Here is a 20,640-nt window from a genome sequence, read left to right on the forward strand (position 1 = left end):
TGTCGTTATCCACCTCCTGTGTATTAGTTGTGTGCAGGTCTCTTCACGTACGCTTGCAGCGCTTGCTTCATACCTGTTCTCTCAATCGCAATGAGCCCTTCTGTCACCTTGTCAGTAAGACCAGCCACTTCATTCAGGTCACAGCCCCAGCGATTTGTCGCTGCTAATACTTCGACAGCCAGTGCGCGTAACCCAGTGTCTGTGCCATCCCATCCTCCCCACAAGGAGGCGAACCATTCCAAAATATCCGCATCGTCCGCCAGCTGAATTTCTTCTTCCCCTCTACGTCCTTTATAGAAGGCAATTAATGCACTCATTGAGAAAATAAGCTTCTCGGGTAATTGTCCTTTGGACTCTACATATTGCAGTAAAGAAGGCAGATCTCTTGTCTTAAATTTCGAGATAGAATTAAGGGAGATGCTCATCAAGTAATGCTGCACATAAGGGTTCAGGAACCTTTCCAATACCGCGTCTGCAAAAGAATTCAATTCCTCTACCGGCAGATCCAGCGTCGGAATGATCTCATCGTAGATTAAGGACTTCACGTACGCCCCAACCTCTTCGTGCTCAATGGCCTCGGCAACCGTATCAATGCCGTACAAATACGCTACTGGTGTCAATGCGGTATGAGCTCCGTTTAGAATTCTCACTTTACGCGTCCGGTAAGGGGTCATATCATCTACCACGACCACATTAAGACCCGCTACTTCAGCCGGGAACTCCTCTTTCATCCACTGCGGCCCTTCAATTACCCATAGATGGAACTGCTCGCCGACAACGACCAACTTATCCTCATAGCCCAACTCTTCCGTAATCTCAGCGATGGTGTCTCTTGGATATCCGGGAACGATGCGATCTACCAAACTACAGCAGAAGGTGTTGGCTTCATTCAGCCAGTTTACAAAGCCCTCTCCAAGATTCCACAGGTCAGCATATTTCAAAATAACCTTCTTAAGCTCATCCCCATTTCGGTCAATCAGCTCGCACGGAATGATGATAAAACCTTTAGAAGCATCACCGTTAAAAAATTCAAAACGCTTATACAATAAGGCCGTCAGTTTACCTGGAAAACTGCTCTGCGGAGCATCGGTTAACTTGTCGCACGCTTCAAAAGCAATTCCCGCCTCAGTGGTGTTGGACACGATAAAGCGCAGCTCTGGATTCTCGGCAAGCTTCACATACTCCTCATGCTGGGCAAAAGGATTAAGCGTTCGTGTAATACAGTTGATGACCTCATGTTCTTTTACCGCTGCTCCATCTTTGATTCCTTGGAGATACAACGTGTATAAACCGTTCTGAGCATTTAGCATTTCTGCAAGTCCGTTACCCAGCGGTTGTACAACCACCACGCCACCATTGAAATCCGTTTTTTGATTCATGGTATGAATCTGCCAATCTACAAAAGCGCGCATGAAATTGCCTTCACCAAATTGCAGAACCTTCTCAGGATATTGCTTGTAAGCTTTCCAACTATCACTATTTAATCTGTTCATATAAACGCCTCCTGATTATTAATGCACACGATAAACTAATTAAATATACTTTATAATTCAATATATTTATTATTATTTTCTTAATTTATGCACACGTGAAAATTTTAATTCAAAATCCTTTACGAGTGAAAGGATCAAGCTGCTATGCGCAGCTTTTGCTTCTACAGTTTCCTAACCGATTCTCTCGCAATAAACTCCGTATCAATCGAGGTTAGCCCGTCATTCTCCAAAGGTTCTTTAATTAAGCTTAGCAGCTTGCGGGCTCCTTGCTCGCTGATCTTCTCAATAGGACGTTTAACTGTGGTAAGCGAAGGATTCGCAAAGAGCGAAAATCCAATATCATCAAAACCAACAATAGAAACATCGTTCGGCACCTGCAGCCCGCGCTCAAACACAGCTTTCATAGCCCCGATCGCCATATCGTCATTGGAACAAAATACTGCCGTCGGCGGTTTTTCCAAATCTAGCAGCTTGCCCATCGCCTCATATCCACTTTGCATATCGTAATTACCATTTCTCATATAATCGTTACGAACAGGGATATTATGGTCAATCAAAGCTTTTATAAAACCGTCTCTGCGTTCCTGCGTGGATTTAAAGCCCTCAACACCTTCAATGATCGCAATGTCTTGATGCCCGGACTCAATCAGGTGTTTGCCTGCATGATAAGCGCCTTCCCGGTCATTCGAGATGATATTAATAATGGAGCGATCATCTATCTGCCGATTCAGCACAACGATTGGAATGCCTTGCTGCACAACATGGTAAATGAATTTATTATCTGCTTCACTCTGGCTCATTAGAATAATTCCATCAAAGCGTTTGCGATGAATAGAGGAATATTCCGCATAATCGTCGATCCCACGGATGAACAGATTATACTCTACATCTATGACACTATTTACACCACGAATCGTATCAGAGAAGAAACCAGACGTGGTGCCGTTGGCGATACTCGTGAAGAACAAGCCAATGGTGTATGACCGCTGCATCACAAGGCTTTTGGCATTGTAATTGGGGACATAACCCACTTGCGCAGCGATCTCGGCAATTTTTTTACGTGTAACTTCTTTAATTAGGGGACTGTTGTTAAGTGCTCTTGATACAGTTGTATGTGAAACATTCGCCAGTTTGGCGATATCCTTGATTGTAGGTGCCATGGGTCAACCTTCCTTATCAAACGGGTTTGGCTCTTCCATGTAAGGATATCATAACGATTACCTAGTCACCAATGCCTGTTTCGAGAAATTGAAATAATGATCAGCGTTATTGTAACAGATATTCTCAATCATACCGCCTAACAGTTCCATATCATCCGGGGCTTCTCCATTCTCTACCCAAGAACCTACAAGATCACATAGAATTCTTCTAAAATACTCATGTCTGGTATATGATAAAAAGCTTCTGGAGTCTGTTAACATTCCGACAAACTGGCTAAGCACACCTAGATTAGCAAGCGTCTTCATCTGTTCCAGCATGCCATCCTTGTTATCGTTGAACCACCATGCCGTCCCGAATTGAATCTTCCCTGGAATTCCGCCGCCTTGGAAGCAGCCCATTAAACCAGCAATGACATGGTTATCATTTGGATTCAGCGAGTACAAAATCGTCTTAGGCAGCGCATTCTCACGATCCAGCGCATCTAGCAGACCTGCCAGCGGTTTAGCAATCACGCCATCATTAATCGAATCATAGCCGGCATCAGGGCCGAGTCGTCCGAACATTACGCTGTTATTATTGCGTAGCGCATGGATATGGAATTGCATCGCCCAATCCAGCTCGTTGTACAATTTGCCAAGGAATACTAATGTGAACCCTTTATATTTCTTTTCTTCTCTCTCACTTACAGCGCCTTCACGAAGAGCTTTGTTGAATATAGCCGTAGCTTCCTCCAAGGTAGCAGGCTCAAACATTACTGCATCCAAAGCATGATCGGATACACGGCCCGCTCTGGCATGGAAGAATCTCACTCTGCTCTCCAATGCTTCTAGAAACTGACCATAATTCTCAACATCCATTCCTGAGGATTCGCTTAGCTGAGCTACCCAAGGCTTGAAGGTAGGACGATTAATCTCAAGGGCTTTATCTGGACGAAACCCCGGAACTATGCTGGCATCGAATCCACTCAAGCTGCTGATTTTTTCATGATATTCCAGAGAATCTACTGGGTCATCGGTGGTGCATACAACAGTTACTTTCGATTTAACAATTAGGTCTCTCGCTCCATATCCTTCACCTTGCAACTGTCTGTTCACTTCATCCCAAATCTTCGGAGCATTAGCCTCATTTAGCAAATCATATACTCCAAAGAAACGCTGCAACTCAAGATGTGTCCAATGATAGAGCGGATTCCCGATAATCTTAGGAACGGTTCTAGACCATGCCAAGAACTTTTCATAGTCACTAGCATCACCAGTAATGAACTTCTCCTCTACACCATTTGCCCGCATCACTCTCCATTTGTAATGGTCGCCATACAGCCAAGCTTCGGTAATATTGTTGAACGTCTTGTTCTCATAGATCTCTTGAGGACTGAGGTGGCAATGATAGTCGATAATAGGCATATCTTTCGCATGATTATGAAACAGCTTAATGGCGGTCTCGCTCGACAACAGGAAGTTCTCATCCATGAATTTTTTGCTCATGAGGTTTGCTGCTCTCCTTTATAATCATAATGGGAGTTACACAAAGTTTAACGTGAACATTTAGTTAATCAGATGATTTCTTTATAATTATTATAAAGTTAAAATTAAAGAATACAATATGGTTTCTCGAAAATTGTTCACGTTAACATTGTATTTTCATTGTAAACGTATTTTAAGAATTCGCAAGTTTTTTTCTAAGGACATTGTTACAGTTATTCTAACTTCCGAGAGGAAATAAACAAGCAGCATATATAATATCTGCACACAACCCCACCATTGTTAGAAAAAAGCAGCCTTAGCTCAGCAATAAATTTATTTTGCTCTGATTCCGAAAGAACCAGAAAAGAGCTCGTAGTATTTAAGAAACCAATGAAACTATCGACATCCTCTTTATGAGACCATGGAAATTTATAAATGGACGGTGCCTCAAAATATCCGCTATTTGATATCTCAGCTGAAGTACTATTTATTCTTCCATCTATCTCTTCTTTGCTGGAAATCGTAAAAGCATGATATTGATTGCAAAGCTCAGCAACCTCTTTATCCAACTTACTATCTCCGCATAAATAGAAATTCCAAAAAAGAGCTAAATGCCCGTTCGGCTTAAGCACTTCGGCACATTTCTTATATCCCTCAGGTTGTGGAACCCAGTGATAGGCTTGAGCAGAGAACACCAAATCATTGCCTTTTCGGGGCTCCTCCCAATCTTCAAATCGAGTGACTACATATTGTAACTTTTTATCTCTATGCTTCTGCACGCCAATTTCCGCTAACTGTGCCCCTGGTTCTATACATAAGAGTTCATATCCACGATTCAAAAATAATTCCGTAGCTTTTCCGCTGCCCGCTCCGATTTCTAGTATTTTGGAAGCTACGTGAAGAGAGGTATTAGCTTCAATACAACCAATTACCTCGGATGGATAACTGGGTCTATATACATCGTAATAATCCGCAGCCTTATTAAAACTTTTACTTTGTTTCATCCAATCCATAGTATCTATGCTCATCACTCCCCATGATTTCATGAAATGTTTTACGGGATATATATGTGTAAAGTTTCACAAGTGCTGATAAGATCGGCATTTATTAACAAATAAGCAGGCAACCTTTAGGAAAAGGATTGCCTGCTTATAAGTCATTAGACTACGAATTCTCGATAAATTAACTACCCAAGTTTTCGCTCCAGTCATGTACCATTGTGCCCTCAAGATATTTCTCAGCGTCCATTGCTGCCATACAGCCGGTGCCCGCTGCGGAGATCGCTTGTCGGTAACGGGTATCCTGTACGTCGCCGCAAGCGAATACACCCGGAATGTTCGTCTCGGTAGTACCTGGATTTACTACAATATAACCATTGGTATCGGTCGTAATCTGACCGCCCAAGAATCCGGTATTCGGCGTATGACCGATAGCGACAAACACGCCGTCCGCTTCGATGAGTTCTTCAAGCCCTGTATCATTGTTGCGAACCGTCAGTCCCTTAACTCCAGACTCGCCGGTTGTTACTTCAAGCGGTGTACGGTTAAGTGCCCACACAACCTTACTGTTATCGCGTGCGCGGTCCTGCATAATTTTTGAAGCTCTGAGCTCATCACGACGATGAACCACGGTTACGCTAGAAGCAAATCTTGTTAAGAAGCTGGCTTCCTCCATCGCAGAGTCTCCACCACCGACCACGATAATCTTCTTGTTCCGGAAAAAGAAGCCATCACAAGTAGCGCAAGTGCTGACCCCACGGCCCACATTCTCCTGCTCCCCTGGTATTCCTAAATATCTGGCAGAAGCACCGGTAGAGATAATTACCGACTCTGCCTCTAATACACCCAAACCATCTACTGTCACTTTAAATGGACGCTGTGAAAAATCCACTGAATCCACCCAACCATTCTTGAATTCAGCACCAAAACGTTCAGCCTGCTTCCGCATGTTGTCCATTAAATCCGGGCCGAGAATCCCTTCGGGAAAACCTGGAAAGTTCTCCACTTCCGTTGTCGTTGTCAGTTGTCCACCTGGCTGCATCCCTTCAATTACAAGTGGGTTAAGGTTGGCACGTGCCAGATAAATAGCAGCAGTAAGCCCGGCCGGGCCTGTTCCGATTACAATCGTTTTGTACATAACAGTGGCCTCCTCACAATAGGGTTTATGCATCAAGAATTTAGATATTTTCAGTAAACGGGGGAAGACTGTCGCTCACACTTCCCTGAAAACTACATTCATCATCGATACGCCGAGCATAACGACTGACCATCGACACGGATACGTCATAACGCTGAGCTACCTCGCGGTAGGTGACTGGAAGGTTATGCATTTTTGCGATCAGATATTCTAAAGCAGCACACCAGCCTTCCGTTTGACGGATAAAAGGAACATCTGGATATATGCTACTCACGAATTGCTTCCAAAGTAATTCAGCATCTTTTTTCTGGACGGCATCAAATCTCCGGTCCATCATACTTACCGTCTGGTCGATGACTTTTTGCCAATCTTCTCTCCATTCTGGCAATCCCTTCAGACGTGCATTAGAAGTTTCTTTGGCTTCCTGAAGTACATTTTCCTCCGGAACACTACCAATCAGTCGCTGCAGGCTCAGAAGCGCAGCTTCCTGCAGCTTTTCTTCCTGCAATGGCTGTTGTTTCAGAAGTCCTTGTAGAATCTCGGACATTTCTTCATCCTCAATCCAGCGCAGAGCTTCCGTAACCTGAAGCTTCGTATTGGCATCACCGTAGCGAAGTGCCCAGAAGAAGGAAGACCGAAGCAGTGGATTGTTCCGCACCTCTTCAGCAAAACTGCCTTTGTTATCTTTCCACAGCTTCAGCTGCTCTTGAAAGGGGAGCTGATAGTTGTAACTGATTGGAGACAACGCCTTGCCTTCCCCCTGCGCTTGCTGCAGTTGGGCCAGAAAAAATCTCGGCACAGCCGATTCCGGATCCAGCTTAGCAGCTTTTTGCCAGCAACGCTGAGCCTCTGCATAGAGACCGCTATTACTTGCTGCTGCCGCACAGTAATGGTACAAACTGGCGTCACCGCCGACTTCCTCATCTTTCAGCAGGCGCCGAAAATGACCATAGGCGGTTCTATGCCGTCCCAGAATCCCCATCGTAGTGGCCATCTTGAATAAATGCTCCTGGTGAAAAGGAATAGTCGTCTCTAGCAGACGTAATAATCCAGCCAGTTGCCCGCGGTCACCTTCATACTGCAAAAAGATCGCCAAGTTACAAAGTGCGTGCAAATTCCCAGAGTCCTGTTCAAGCACCCGCATAATGCATTCTTTGGCTTTGGTAAAACGACCCATATAGAAATACGCAAGGGCTAGGTTGTTATGCGCCGCCAAGAAGTCTGGCGTATTGCTCACAATCTCTTCAAGCAAAGTTACGGCTTGTGTAAACTTGCCTTCCTCCAACAGCGCTCGGGCCCGCTCATGCTCTATTACCCCTTCCCGGCTTCTAATCCGGATAAGTGGTGCAGGACGATCCAGCTCATATTGCAGAAGTTCCATCAACTCTTCCGATTCGGCCAGAAATTCACCGTTCACATCTTCTTCGAGATAAGTAACAAGTGAGCGTTCTGCCTCCTCATAGCTTTCCATATTGGCGAAGTTGTTAGCCATATAGAAATAACATTCCGTCATTCCAGGATCAATATTCTCCAGCACATGGGTCAAAATGTCGTTAGACGCCTCATAATTACCCATCTCTGATAATACACCTGCTACGTTACAATGATTTACCGGGTTCTCCGGTTCGTACTCTACAGCTTTGCGAAAATTCTTTAATGCCTTATCATATTGAAAGCGATCCAAGGACCGAACGGCTCTTTCAAAGAAAAAATTGGCATTCAGAGTGACAGGAATAACATTACCATTCTCCTCATACTCTGAAGTTCTCTCCATCATGGAAGCAAGGCACCCCCTTATAAGAAGCTTCCTTTTATACTAACGAAAAAATAGGAGGACGGCGCCCAATGGGGTATACCGGAGCTCCAAACTTAATCGCTATTCCGTTCCCTTTATGGGTGCGGCTATCTTCACACAGTATACCACATGTGACCGCGAGATTCTCAAGTTGAGAAAGACTCTACCACTCCACAAACAGCAACTTTTTCACATAAAAACAAAAAAGACGGGGAATTAAATTCCCGCGTCTCTGAAAAGCTTATCGATCGAACCGCCTTCAAGAATAATACGTGTAGCTTGTGCAAGCATCGGTGCCACCGATAAGACCGTAAACCGACTTGAATGATCATCTGGCAGCGCAATAGAGTCCGTAATGACCACTTCCTGAACAGAGGGATGGTCAAGCCGCTGCAGCGCAGGTCCTGAGAACAATCCATGCGTTGCACAGACGATACTGTCCTTCGCACCTCTCTCTTTCAGACCCTCAACCACATTCACGATGGTAGTCCCTGTATCAATAAGGTCCTCGATAATAATCGGCGTACGTCCCTCGACATCACCAATGACATGAGTGATTACAGATTCATTATGGGCTGGACGCTTCTTGATCATAATGGCAAAAGGTGAATCCAGCTTATTTGCCAGCTTCTCAGCCATAGATGCACGTCCGGCATCCGGAGAAACAATGACCAAATCAGACATAGCCTTGGCCTTCAAATGGCTGCTGATCAAATCGAGAGCAGTCAAATGATCGACCGGAATGTTGAAAAAGCCTTGAATTGCCGCTGCATGCAAATCGATAGTAATTACACGGGTTGCGCCCGCGGTCGTAAGTACATCAGCTACCATCTTAGCCGAGATCGGTTCACGAGGTGCAGACTTACGTTCCTGTCGAGCGTATCCATAATACGGCACAATAATGTTAACTGTACGTGCTGATGCCCGTTTAGCAGCATCTATCATCACGAGCAGTTCCACGAACATCTCATTAATGGGATGGGATAGGGATTGCACCAAAAATACGTCGCAGTTCCGGATGCTCTCTTCGTAATGCACGTAAATCTCGCCGCTCATGAAACGGGTCAGCTTAATCTGCCCCAATTCAACACCAAGTCGCTCTGCAATATCTGCCGCCAGCTTTGGATTCGACGAACCGGAAAAAATACGTAATTGTTGATGATGCATAATACCCTCCTGCGGATTATAAATTATAGTTTGAACGGAACAGTGGTACGACGGCGTCCCTCAAATACAGCCAGCTCACGGAAGCCTGTGTGCCAAAGCATGCTACGTGCCTCTTGCAAGCCGTCACCAAGCTTGGCAGGGTCATGTGCATCCGAGCCGAGCGTAAGCGGTATACCGAGCTTAAAAGCCTCCTGTAGCAGATGTTCCGCCGGGAACATCTCAGCACATGGCTTGGTAAGTCCTGAAGCATTCAGCTCCATGGCGATTCCGCTATCCGCTATAACCTTTAAGGTTTCCAGCTCCAGCATTCTCACCTCTGCTTTACCTTCTGGTGTCTGAGGACCATAGCCGAACCGTTTAATAACATCCATATGTCCTATAATATCATATAATCCTGATAACGCCGACTTCTTTACAGCATCATAATAAAGGCGATATACCTCTAGTTCATCCTTGCCTTCCCAGCCATCAACCTGTCGATAATCTGTGATATCCCACTCCCCGAGAAAATGCACAGAGCCTATCAGATAATCCCATGGGTAAGGAGATAAAATCTCACGAATTTGATCCTCGTAGCCTTCAATATAATCTGCTTCCAGCCCTACCCGCAGGTCTATGACTCCGCGGTAGCGTTCCTTCAGCGTCAGGCATTCCTCCACATAACGAGGCAGTTCAGCCATTGGCATGGCCATTTCAGGGTAATAGCTAGCGGGATCAACATGGATGAGCGGCAAGTGGTCGGATAACCCTAGCTGCTGAAGACCAAGCTGTATCCCACGCTGCACATACTCCTCAAGCTTGCCCACGGCATGACCGCAGCGCTCATGATGCGTGTGGTAATCGATATGCATCCGTCAGTTCCCTCCCTAGTACTGGTCCCGGCGTGGGCGCTCGTGGCGGGTACTCAACTCTTCCATGATTTCATCCAGCGGAAGCTTGCGCTCCTGTAGCAGTACTAGTAAGTGGTAGATCAGATCACTAACTTCAAGACGCAGCTCGGCATTGTCTTTATTTTTGGCGGCAATAATCGTTTCAGAGGCTTCTTCGCCTACCTTCTTAAGGATCTTATCGACACCTTTATCGAACAAATAAGTTGTATACGCGCCTTCCGGACGCTCTACTTCCCGCTCAGAAATCACGCGCTCCAGCTCACCAAGAACAGCAAAACGCTCACCATCCGTAAGGCTATTAGCTACCGATTTCTGTGATTCCTCGGCTTGGTTATTCAAAGGAATGTCACGGAAAAAGCATGACGTAGCTCCAGTATGGCAAGCTGGTCCTTCAGGGACAACCTTCACGAGCAGTGTATCACTATCGCAATCATAGGATATGGAAGTAATCGCTTGTGTATTGCCTGAGGTTCCACCTTTGTGCCAAAGCTCGCTGCGTGAGCGGCTCCAGAACCAGGTCTGGCCACTTTCCAACGAGAGCTGCAACGATTCCGAATTCATATAAGCAACCATCAAAACTTCTAGTGTGTTAGCATCCTGCACAACGGTAGGCACCAACCCCGCTTCATTCCAGCGAATGCCGGCCAGCGCTTCTTTTTGGCTAATGGATGTATTCTTTTCTGTTTCGCTCATCGGATCTCTACCCCTTTTTGCTTCAAGTCAGCCTTTAAGTCGTTAATGGCAATCTCTTTATAGTGAAAAATGGTCGCCGCCAGTCCCGCATCGGCTTTCCCTTCCGTAAATACATCGTAAAAATGCTCCTTCTTTCCAGCGCCGCCAGAAGCAATCACAGGAATACTAAGTAAATCGCTTACTGCTGAGGTCAGCTTCAGGTCGAAGCCATCTTTCGTCCCATCTGCATCCATACTTGTGAGCAAAATCTCGCCTGCACCCAGCTTTTCAGCTTCCTTGGCCCAGGTCAGAGCACGGATGCCAGTGGGCTTGCGACCACCATGTGTATACACTTCCCATTCACCAAATGCCTCGTTATATTTAGCATCTATTGCTACCACAATACATTGAGAACCAAAACGGCGTGCACCTTCCAGAATTAACTGTGGGTTAGTGATAGCAGCCGTATTAATGCCGATTTTGTCTGCGCCTGCACGAAGAATCCGCTTCATATCATCAGGTGTAGAGATCCCTCCACCCACTGTAAAAGGAATGGCGATTTCACCTGCGGTCTGCCGCACAACCTCAATCATGGTCGCCCGGCCTTCTACGGAAGCCGATATATCGAGAAACACAAGCTCATCTGCACCCTCACGGTCATACAGCGCTGCCAGCTCTACCGGATCTCCGGCATCACGCAGATTCACAAAGTTAACGCCTTTGACTACCCGTCCGTCCTTAACGTCAAGACAGGGGATGATACGTTTTGCTAACATTATTAATCCCCCTTTCCATGTGTTTCCCTAAAACATTTTGATCCCCCTAAATCCCGCTCCACTCACTCTATAATCACTATGTTCCCACGATTCTTGCTCTAGCAGGACGACGGGCTCGCGACAACCGCAAGACCACATTCATTTAGGCGATCTGTGGGCTCGCGCTCATGATATAATCGGTTCATTTAATTGCACATTGTGCAGTTATTTCAACGCTCGTCCAGCAAGCCCTCCGTTAGCTAAAGGATTCTGAATTGGAACAATAGTTGTATGAAGTACACTTATACTATCAAAGGAATAATGCCCAACCTGCCGCTTAATTAACTTATTGCAGCAGATTCCACAGCAGGCTTTAGCTGAAACCACCTTAGTCGCTCAATAGCTTAGTGGCTTATTAGCCTAGTTCAACGTTCTATTGCATTCTGTACAATAGAATCGACCTCAAACAATCTAATTGTGCCGTCTGTTGCATTTCGTGCAATAGATTCCTGAGAAATCCACAAAAATAAGAGCTTTGTACTGTTTGGATTGTACAAAGTGCAATCAGATAAGCATTCAGCTTCTTTAAGCAGCTTTCTATTGCACAAAATGCAACCAGCACCCCTAAATAAGACTTTTCGCAGAGTGTGAACGAGTTAATTAGTCAGGTTCGTCAACTAACGCACATACTCAGCACTACTTCTGCCCAAGCGCCTGCAAAGCTTTGGAAAGATCAATATTGCCCGTGTACAACGCCTTGCCAACAATAGCTCCGCCCACACCGCTGCCGCTGTGTACGTTCAGACGTAACAGATCATCAAGACTGGTGACTCCGCCGGAGGCGATCACCGTTTTACCGCTGACCTTCGCCATGGACACAATGCCCTCCACGTTCGGACCCTGCATCATCCCGTCGCGGGAGATGTCGGTGTAAATGAACGTCTCGGCTCCTTTTGCAGCCAGTTCCTTAGCCAGATCCTCAGCACGTACCTCAGAGGTGTTCAACCAGCCATGTGTCGCAACATAACCGTTGCGCGCATCAATGCCGATAGCTACTTTATCACCGTATTTAGCCAATACCGCTTCAGTAAAAGCATGATCGTTAATCGCAGCAGTTCCGATAATAACCCGACTAACACCAAGCCCAAGCAATTTTTCCACGTCCGCAAGATTACGAAGGCCACCGCCCACCTGAACAGGCACATTAGCATTAGCAGCAATAGCGCCGATAATCGCATCATTCACAGGATGACCTGCTTTCGCGCCATCTAAGTCCACCAAATGAATGAACTTTCCGCCTTGCTCTTCCCATGATTTTGCCACCTCCAGTGGGCTATCATTGTATATCGTTTCCTGACTGTAATCCCCTTGTTGCAGCCTGACACATTTTCCATCCCGGATATCAATCGCCGGATATACAATAAAAGAAGACATTTGGCGCTCCCCACTTTCGTTACATTATATTTATAGCGCAGCTTACGCCCGCTCTCCCTTTAATTTCAAAAAATTTCCCAGCAGCTTGATGCCTAGCTCCCCGCTCTTCTCCGGGTGGAACTGCATGCCGAACACATTATCTTGCCCCACAATAGCTGTGACTGGGTAACCATAATCGGTGACAGCCAGCAGATCACTCTCATTCGCTACAAGCGCATGATAAGAGTGCACAAAGTACACATGACCCTCATCAAGATCTGCAAAAAGCGGACTTTGCGGCTGCCTAAAGCTCAGCTTGTTCCAACCCATATGCGGCACCTTATAGCCATCTCTAGGAGCGAAACGCACCACCGAGCCTGAGAGAATATCAAGTCCATCATGGCTGCCATGCTCTTCACTGCTGCTAAACAGTAGTTGCATACCAAGACAGATTCCTAGCAGCGGCTGGGTTCCGGCAGCTACCTGTTTGACCACACGATCCAAACCACTTTCCCGCAGCTGCTCCATCGCATCGCCAAATGCACCGACACCAGGCAGAATGACACTATTAGCAGCGAGAATTTGCTCGGCTTCCCCCGTCACTACACACTCATAACCGAGACGTTCTACCGCCTTACTCACACTGTGCAGGTTGCCCATGCCATAATCGACGATTGCAACAGTCATGCTACAGCACTCCCTTCGTAGAAGGCACACCCTTCACACGTGGATCAATCAGTGTCGCTTCATCGAGTGCCCGTCCGAGCGCCTTGAATACAGCCTCAATCATGTGATGTGTATTAGAACCGTAGTGTACGATCACATGCAGCGTAATCCGAGCTTCCAGCGCGAACTTCCATAAGAATTCCTGAACAAGCTCCGTCGAAAAGCTGCCCACCTGCTGTGAAGGATACGTTGCGCGATATTCAAAGTGTGGGCGATTGCTGATATCGATCACAACCTGCGCCAACGCCTCATCCATCGGTACAAAAACACTCGCATAACGTTTGATTCCCTTTTTATCACCAAGTGCTTCGTGCAGCGCTTGACCTAGGCAGATCCCGATGTCTTCAACCGTGTGGTGATCATCAATTTCGATATCTCCTCGCGCCTGTACTGACAGGTCAAACTGGCCGTGCTTCGTAAATAGGTCCAGCATATGATTCAGAAAAGGAACATCCGTCTCCAGCTCGGAAACTCCACTTCCATCTACGTTAAGAGACAGCTTGATATCCGTCTCGTTTGTTTTACGGCTTAATCCTGCTTGACGCAAGGCCTGTTCATTATTGTTCTCCATATCCGTCTCCACCTTTTCCTTCGTTCTTGAGTCGAATCTCAATGGCTCGTGCGTGGCCTTCTAACCCTTCGCGACGCGCCAGCTCTATAATGGTCTTTCCATCCCGCAGGAGAGCTTCTTTACTGTAATAGATCAGACTTGATTTCTTTATAAAATCATCCACATCCACTGGCGATGAGAAGCGTGCCGTACCATTGGTCGGGATAATATGATTCGGTCCGGCAAAATAGTCACCCACAGGCTCCGAGCTATACGCTCCCAGGAAGATCGCTCCAGCATTCTCGATGCTGCCCACAAGGCCCATTGGATCCTCGACAACAATCTCTAGATGCTCTGGTGCCAAACGATTCACTACGGAGATTCCCTCCTCCATAGATTCCACAACAATGATCGCCCCGTAATTTTCTACGGATGAACGGGCGATCGCCTGTCGCGGCAGCTCCTGTAGCTGACGCTCCACTTCAGCAGCCACGCTATCCGCCAAGCTCTGCGATGGCGTGACTAGAATCGCCGAGGCCATCTCGTCATGCTCGGCCTGCGAGAGCAGATCCGCTGCGACATAGGCCGGCTCAGCGGTCTCATCTGCGAGCACGACAATTTCGCTTGGTCCCGCAATACTGTCGATGTCCACGGCACCATATACCTCGCGTTTCGCTAACGCAACGTATATATTGCCGGGCCCACATATCTTATCTACCGGCGCTATGCTCTCCGTCCCAAAAGCCAAAGCAGCTACCGCCTGCGCTCCGCCCACACGGTAGATTTCATTCACACCTGCTTCTGCAGCAGCAACCAGGATGTAAGGATCAATCCCTTCTTTGCCGCCGGTGGATGGCGGGGTTACCATAACGATCTCCGGCACGCCTGCGATCTGTGCAGGGATCACGTTCATCAGCACCGAGGAAGGATAAGCTGCCTTACCACCAGGAACATATACCCCTACCCGCTTCAGCGGACGAATAATCTGTCCCAGAATCGTGCCATCGGGCTGAAGATCCATCCACGAATTCCGTTTCTGTCTAGCATGAAAAGCCCGGATATTTGCTGCAGCCGCTTGAATAGCGGATACGAAAGATTCTTCTACCCGGCCATACGCCGCCTGAAGCTCTTCCGGCGTTACCCGCAGCTGATTCGGCGTGAGCGTGACCCGATCAAATTGCTCCGTGTAGCGAAGAAGCGCCGTGTCTCCTTCTTTTTTAATCGCGAATACAATTTCCTTTACCGCCTGATTTTGCTCTGGCGTTCCATACTCGACTTCTCGCTCTAGCTTAAAGTCTTTACTCGATACAACCTTCATCGCTGGTTCCTCCCTTTACCCCTTAACATCTGTCACCTACCGTAAATTTGGTTCCCCTATAACCGCCTGTAGTCGGTCACACAGCTGCTGTATCTCTTCATTTTTCATCCGATAGCTCACACGATTCGCCACAAGGCGGCTCGTAATTTCGAATATGCTCTTCATTTCAATTAATCCGTTATCCCGCAGCGTTTGGCCCGTCTCTACCATATCCACGATACGATCAGCGAGACCAATCAGCGGCGCAAGCTCAATTGAACCATTCAGCTTCACGACTTCAACCTGCTGTCCCTGCTCCCGGAAATATTTTGAAGCCACATTCGGATATTTCGTCGCTACACGCTGCTGAATCCCCGACTGCCAGTTCGGCAATCCAATGATCGACATCCGGCATCGAGCGATGCCAAGATCAAGCAGCTCATATACATCACGATCTTCCTCCAGCAATACGTCCTTACCCACGATTCCAATGTCGGCCACACCATATTCTACATATGTAGGTACATCTACTGGTTTAGCTAATATAAACTCCATGCCTGCCTCAGGCAGCGGAATAACAAGCTTGCGGGATGCCTCACCATCCGGTGGAATCGGGAGACCTGCCTGGCGGAACAGCTCAGCAGCCTTTTCATAAATCCGACCTTTTGGCATAGCGACCTTCAAAATCTGTGCCATCGTTAAGTTGCCTCCTTTTCCATTTCCATACAAAATTTATCTTAACCGCTCATTCTTGCTAGCGATATCTCAGCCATGTTCACTTACAAAAGATACGAAGGTATAGATTTCGCCGTACCGCATACCATCTGCTTCGAGCGTATCCGTATCTAGACGCTTCACCGTTTCAAGCTCTTCTGGACCTGCTGCCAGTCTAGTCACTACTGCGTGCCCTTCCGACCGTAAGCGTGTTGCCTCTTCCAGACCTTCTTTTCTGCGAGTAGCATCATATTGGATCAAGATAGGCAGCTCTTCCTCTTCGCTCGATCCAGCCACACCATCGAGAATACGATTCGTTTTTAAAGAAAAACCTGTAGAAGGGATCGGACGTCCAAACTGCTGAAGGAGATTATCATATCTGCCTCCACTACATACCGGAAACCCCAATTCCGCTGCATAGCCTTCGAAAGTCATCCCTGTATAATAAGAGAAGTCCCCGATCATCGTCAGATCGATCAGCACATGCTGTGATACGCCGTAAGAGACCAGTACCTCCCACACCTTGCATAAATGATCTATCGAATGACGGGCAAGCGGATGATCGCTAAGCTCCAGCGCCTGTCCACAGATCTCCTTACCTCCACGCAAACGTAATAGTCCATCCAGTTCATTCTTCTGAGCTTCTGTCAGATCCAGCCGGCGTAAGGTCTCCCGAAAAGAGACGTAGTCACGGCCCAACAAATGGCTTTTGAGCTCCTCCTGAGCCTCCGGCAATTGTGGAAGTGCCTCTTGAAATAATCCATTTAGAAAGCCTACATGCCCCATAGCGATTTTAAAAGATTTCACACCCGCAGCCTGCAAAGATGAAATTGCGAGCGCCACTACTTCAGCATCAGCCTCAGGTGAATCGTCACCTACCAGCTCGACCCCTGTCTGGAAAAACTCCGTTTCCCGCCCTGCCTCTTCCTCAATGGCACGGAAAACATTAGCGTGATAGGACAACCGCAATGGCAATGGCTCATCCTTTAATAAAGATGCCACAACACGGGCTACAGGAGCTGTCATTTCAGAACGAAGCACTAGCGCCTGACCACGATTGTTGAGCAATTTATAAAGCTTTTGGTCGGACGTAGAGCTAGCCACGCCAACTGTATCGTAATATTCTAGCGTCGGAGTCATCATTTGCTGATAACCCCAGCGACTCATGCAATGCAGTACATCATTCTCAATTTTGCGTAATTTCGTTACGGCCCGGGGCAGATAGTCCCGAACGCCAGACGGCTTCTCAAATCCCTTTGGTTTGGACATCTTCATTGTTCACCTCGTCAGTTATCATTAGATACTGTTTATATTTACTTTACTATGGTAAAGTGGTAGCAAATTAAAGTATTTTCAATATCGTATCATGGTCACTGCTTTTTCGTCAATCTAACGGGGTAAAGCTATGACTTCAATTCTAATGCTTGTATGCTTAAAGCTTGTCTACCTAGGTTGAATTGTTCACAAAGAAAATCTAAATCAAACACTTATGTACTTCGAACCAATACTTGGGAATCCCTTTATTTTGCCTCCACGTTTATCCAATACTATAATGAGCTAATATGATTGTACTTCATAATTCTGTAATTAGTGTTCTAAAAATCTACTTACAACTAGAAAGAAGGGCTAATGCGTGACTAAATCCTATATGATTGGCGTTGATATTGGAACTACAAGTACCAAAGCAGTTCTCTTCGAGGAAAAAGGAGCCATAGCTGCACAAGCTAATGTAGGATATCCCTTACATCAGCCCTCACCCTCAATAGCAGAGCAAGACCCAGAACAAATCCTGAGTGCAGTCTTCCATACTATCTCTAAAGTTATGCGGCAAAGCGGTGTATCTGCGGATGAAATCCTATTCGTCTCCTTCAGTTCAGCCATGCACAGTGTCATTGCAGTTGATAAACTGGGTAAGGCCCTAACTGCCTGCATCACATGGGCTGATAATCGCAGTGCCGGATGCGCACTTCGTTTGAAGGATGAGCTAAACGGCCATGAATTGTATCTACGCACAGGCACACCTATACACCCAATGTCTCCAATCACCAAGCTAATGTGGCTTCGCGAAGAGCAGCCTGACGTATTCCAGCAAACCTATAAATTTATTTCCATTAAAGAATACATATTCGCAAGATTGTTTGGCGAATACGTCATCGATCATTCCATTGCCTCTTCCACAGGCATGCTCAATCTAGAGAATCTAGAGTGGGATAAAGAAGCTTTAGAGATTGCTCATATTACAGCGGATCAACTCTCGCGGCTTGTTCCCACCACGCAGATCATGCAAGGGCTGCTCCCTGGTCTGGCTGAGGAACTTCTGCTGCTCCCTACAACCTCATTTGTTATTGGCGCCAGTGACGGCGTCCTGTCCAATCTCGGCGTAGGTGCAATTGAACCCGGTGTAGTGGCCGCTACGATTGGTACGAGTGGAGCAATTCGTACCGTAGTGGATCACCCGCTCACCGATCCCAAAGGACGGACCTTCTGTTATAACTTAACCCCAAAACATTGGGTAATTGGAGGACCCGTCAACAATGGTGGTATGCTGTTCCGTTGGGTAAGGGATGAGTTCGCGGCCTCTGAAGTTGAAACCGCCAAACGACTAGGCATTGATCCTTACGAGGTTCTGACTCGCATTGCAGAGCAAGTTCCTGCGGGAAGCGGTGGACTTTTATTCCATCCTTACTTGACTGGAGAACGGGCGCCGCTGTGGAATCCGGATGCCCGCGGCTCCTTCTTTGGCCTTTCTATGAACCACCATAAGGAGCATATGATTCGCTCAGTACTAGAGGGCGTAATCTTCAATATGTATATGGTTCTCCTTGCTATGGAAGAGCAAATCGGACGCCCAAGCAGAATCCTTGCCACTGGTGGCTTCGCCCGCTCTTCAGTATGGCGGCAGATGATGGCTGATATCTTTGATCAGGAGGTTGTCATTCCGGAGAGTATCGAGAGCTCCTGCCTCGGTGCGGTTGTACTTGGCCTTTATGCTACGGGTCGTGTAGATTCCTTTGACGTGGTGTTTGACATGATTGGTTCAACCTATAAGCATGATCCATTGGATGAACATACCAAAATATACAAGCAGCTGCTGCCGATCTATATTTCTGTCTACCGTAGTCTCGAAAGCCAGTATCAAGCCATTGCAGAATTTCAGCGAGAACAAGCTGGAGAATAAGGCAAAAATAAAAAGCGTCGGTCTGCCCACATATGTGGGAAAACCGACGCTTTTATATTTCCTTGCAATAGACTATGCACTTTTAGATTCTGCTTTTGCTTTCTGTGGACCCGAGCCGAAGATGATCCAAGCCGATTTAATATATCGGAAGGCAAATTCCACTACCACCCATGAACCTAATAACGCAAAGAGCCAACCCCCAGCAATCGCTGCTGTATATGCAAGAGAACCCCCGTGAAACGGTAATTTTCTATAGAAAAATAGCAGTAACGGATGCAGTAAATAGATTCCGAAAGAGCAAGCTCCGGCAGATAACAACAGTCTTGTAATCAAGCTTCGGCCCGCTCCGTACAATAAGAAGGAGACTTGTAGCAACACCACACAAGAGAGTAGCGCATGAAGGTTAGAGAATCCCTCATACCATAAACTATTGATGACTGTTTTCTTCGTATAGTTGTTAAACCATAGCTCAACATGAACAACCCCAGCTACGATCCACAACAACCACAACGTAATCCATACCGGACCTTTACCGGCGCGCCAGCCTTCACGTGAAGGTACCAGCCACTTTTTCAAAGAAGGATAGTATACTGCAATCCCCGCACCCAGCAAGAAATACGAGAAATAAGTGATTGCCAGACTGCCCTTGGACAACTGCCAATACCCATTATTAGTCATGTATTTATTCAGCAGCACAAAACCCCATTGTAGAATCAATCCGATTAGCGGTGCCCAAGCCGCCAGACGACGAACCTTTTGCAGACACCACAGAATGAGTGGAAACAATACGTAGAACTGAATAATGATAATAATATAATACAAATGCGTGTATGCTGTTCCTGTCCACAAATACTTCCAAAGCTTAGAAGCCATCTCCCCTGGAGGTAAACTCCATGTATGTCCCGCCGTCATTTTTAATGCAAAATACAACAGTGAAAATAGTACATAAGGCACGATAATATAAAGCAGCCTTCTACTGTAGAACTTCCCCAGCGTCTTTCCGCCCAGAGGACGATCAATATAGTTATAGAACAGCACGAACCCACTCAAAAATATGAATGAAGGTACAGCGAACTGGCTGAATTTATTAATAAATAAGAACGGATGAAACATGTTTGTACCTAGTGTCTCCGCCAACGTTCGCGAAGTAGCATGAATAGCTAGCACTGCAAAAATAGCAATCGCTCGAAAAATATCCAGCTGCGGAATTCTTTCTTTTTGTCTCATTAT

18 protein-coding genes are annotated in these 20,640 nt (G+C 46.6%); 1 reads left to right on the forward strand and 17 read right to left on the reverse strand.

All coding sequences use genetic code 11. The features are described from left to right. Window positions 1-23: 23 nt before the first annotated feature. From PAENI_RS31370 to PAENI_RS31445, 16 genes are all read right to left on the reverse strand, one after another. The gene (locus PAENI_RS31370; RefSeq protein WP_149647948.1) at window positions 24-1,493 is read right to left on the reverse strand and encodes a tagaturonate reductase; all 1,470 of its coding nucleotides are present in this window, start codon (window positions 1,491-1,493) and stop codon (window positions 24-26) included. Between the two features lie 161 nt (window positions 1,494-1,654). After that, a complete protein-coding gene (locus tag PAENI_RS31375; protein ID WP_042184018.1) occupies window positions 1,655-2,653 on the reverse strand; it encodes a LacI family DNA-binding transcriptional regulator in 999 nt (332 codons plus the stop codon). 57 nt (window positions 2,654-2,710) lie between these two features. Next, the gene (uxaC, locus tag PAENI_RS31380; RefSeq protein ID WP_149647949.1) at window positions 2,711-4,138 is read right to left on the reverse strand and encodes a glucuronate isomerase; all 1,428 of its coding nucleotides are present in this window, start codon (window positions 4,136-4,138) and stop codon (window positions 2,711-2,713) included. 212 nt (window positions 4,139-4,350) lie between these two features. Then, complete coding sequence (locus PAENI_RS31385) at window positions 4,351-5,121, reverse strand: class I SAM-dependent methyltransferase (protein ID WP_223179047.1); 771 nt, start codon at window positions 5,119-5,121, stop codon at window positions 4,351-4,353. A 178-nt stretch (window positions 5,122-5,299) separates the two neighbouring features. Next, the gene (gene trxB, locus PAENI_RS31390; protein WP_149647951.1) at window positions 5,300-6,253 is read right to left on the reverse strand and encodes a thioredoxin-disulfide reductase; all 954 of its coding nucleotides are present in this window, start codon (window positions 6,251-6,253) and stop codon (window positions 5,300-5,302) included. A gap of 40 nt (window positions 6,254-6,293) precedes the next feature. After that, a complete protein-coding gene (locus tag PAENI_RS31395; protein WP_076286824.1) occupies window positions 6,294-8,030 on the reverse strand; it encodes a tetratricopeptide repeat protein in 1,737 nt (578 codons plus the stop codon). Window positions 8,031-8,264: 234 nt separating this feature from the next. Further along, complete coding sequence (locus tag PAENI_RS31400; protein ID WP_042123288.1) at window positions 8,265-9,215, reverse strand: ribose-phosphate diphosphokinase; 951 nt, start codon at window positions 9,213-9,215, stop codon at window positions 8,265-8,267. A 23-nt stretch (window positions 9,216-9,238) separates the two neighbouring features. Beyond that, the gene (gene hisJ / locus PAENI_RS31405) at window positions 9,239-10,066 is read right to left on the reverse strand and encodes a histidinol-phosphatase HisJ (protein WP_149647952.1); all 828 of its coding nucleotides are present in this window, start codon (window positions 10,064-10,066) and stop codon (window positions 9,239-9,241) included. A gap of 15 nt (window positions 10,067-10,081) precedes the next feature. Beyond that, window positions 10,082-10,798: a bifunctional phosphoribosyl-AMP cyclohydrolase/phosphoribosyl-ATP diphosphatase HisIE gene (gene hisIE, locus PAENI_RS31410; RefSeq protein ID WP_149647953.1), complete on the reverse strand. Its 717-nt coding sequence runs from the start codon at window positions 10,796-10,798 to the stop codon at window positions 10,082-10,084. Next, entirely contained in the window at window positions 10,795-11,553 is a 759-nt protein-coding gene (hisF, locus tag PAENI_RS31415; RefSeq protein ID WP_042123282.1) for an imidazole glycerol phosphate synthase subunit HisF, read from the reverse strand. Before hisF ends, hisIE begins: the two co-directional genes overlap by 4 nt. A 675-nt stretch (window positions 11,554-12,228) precedes the next feature. Further along, window positions 12,229-12,966 (reverse strand): 1-(5-phosphoribosyl)-5-[(5-phosphoribosylamino)methylideneamino]imidazole-4-carboxamide isomerase, encoded by a 738-nt coding sequence (gene hisA, locus PAENI_RS31420; RefSeq protein WP_076286827.1) that lies wholly within the window; start codon window positions 12,964-12,966, stop codon window positions 12,229-12,231. A 42-nt stretch (window positions 12,967-13,008) separates the two neighbouring features. Next, window positions 13,009-13,632 carry an imidazole glycerol phosphate synthase subunit HisH gene (gene hisH, locus PAENI_RS31425; RefSeq protein WP_149647954.1) on the reverse strand — a complete coding sequence of 208 codons (624 nt, stop codon included), beginning with the start codon at window positions 13,630-13,632 and terminating at the stop codon, window positions 13,009-13,011. A gap of 1 nt (window position 13,633) precedes the next feature. Then, window positions 13,634-14,242, reverse strand: coding sequence for an imidazoleglycerol-phosphate dehydratase HisB (hisB, locus tag PAENI_RS31430; protein WP_036687073.1), 609 nt, complete (start codon window positions 14,240-14,242; stop codon window positions 13,634-13,636). Continuing rightward, window positions 14,229-15,539 (reverse strand): histidinol dehydrogenase, encoded by a 1,311-nt coding sequence (gene hisD / locus PAENI_RS31435; protein ID WP_076286830.1) that lies wholly within the window; start codon window positions 15,537-15,539, stop codon window positions 14,229-14,231. Before hisD ends, hisB begins: the two co-directional genes overlap by 14 nt. Before the next feature lie 36 nt (window positions 15,540-15,575). After that, window positions 15,576-16,214 (reverse strand): ATP phosphoribosyltransferase, encoded by a 639-nt coding sequence (gene hisG / locus PAENI_RS31440; RefSeq protein WP_149647955.1) that lies wholly within the window; start codon window positions 16,212-16,214, stop codon window positions 15,576-15,578. A 69-nt stretch (window positions 16,215-16,283) separates the two neighbouring features. Further along, complete coding sequence (locus PAENI_RS31445; RefSeq protein WP_149647956.1) at window positions 16,284-17,501, reverse strand: ATP phosphoribosyltransferase regulatory subunit; 1,218 nt, start codon at window positions 17,499-17,501, stop codon at window positions 16,284-16,286. Window positions 17,502-17,880: 379 nt separating this feature from the next. Between PAENI_RS31445 and gntK the strand changes: the two genes are divergently transcribed. Continuing rightward, a complete protein-coding gene (gntK, locus tag PAENI_RS31450; protein WP_149647961.1) occupies window positions 17,881-19,410 on the forward strand; it encodes a gluconokinase in 1,530 nt (509 codons plus the stop codon). A gap of 72 nt (window positions 19,411-19,482) precedes the next feature. Here the strand turns inward: gntK and PAENI_RS31455 are convergent, their stop codons facing one another. Beyond that, window positions 19,483-20,637, reverse strand: coding sequence for an acyltransferase (locus PAENI_RS31455; protein WP_149647957.1), 1,155 nt, complete (start codon window positions 20,635-20,637; stop codon window positions 19,483-19,485). Window positions 20,638-20,640: the final 3 nt, after the last annotated feature.

The sequence above is a fragment of the Paenibacillus sp. B2(2019) genome (genome assembly GCF_008370385.1).
Lineage (GTDB): Bacteria > Bacillota > Bacilli > Paenibacillales > Paenibacillaceae > Paenibacillus_AQ.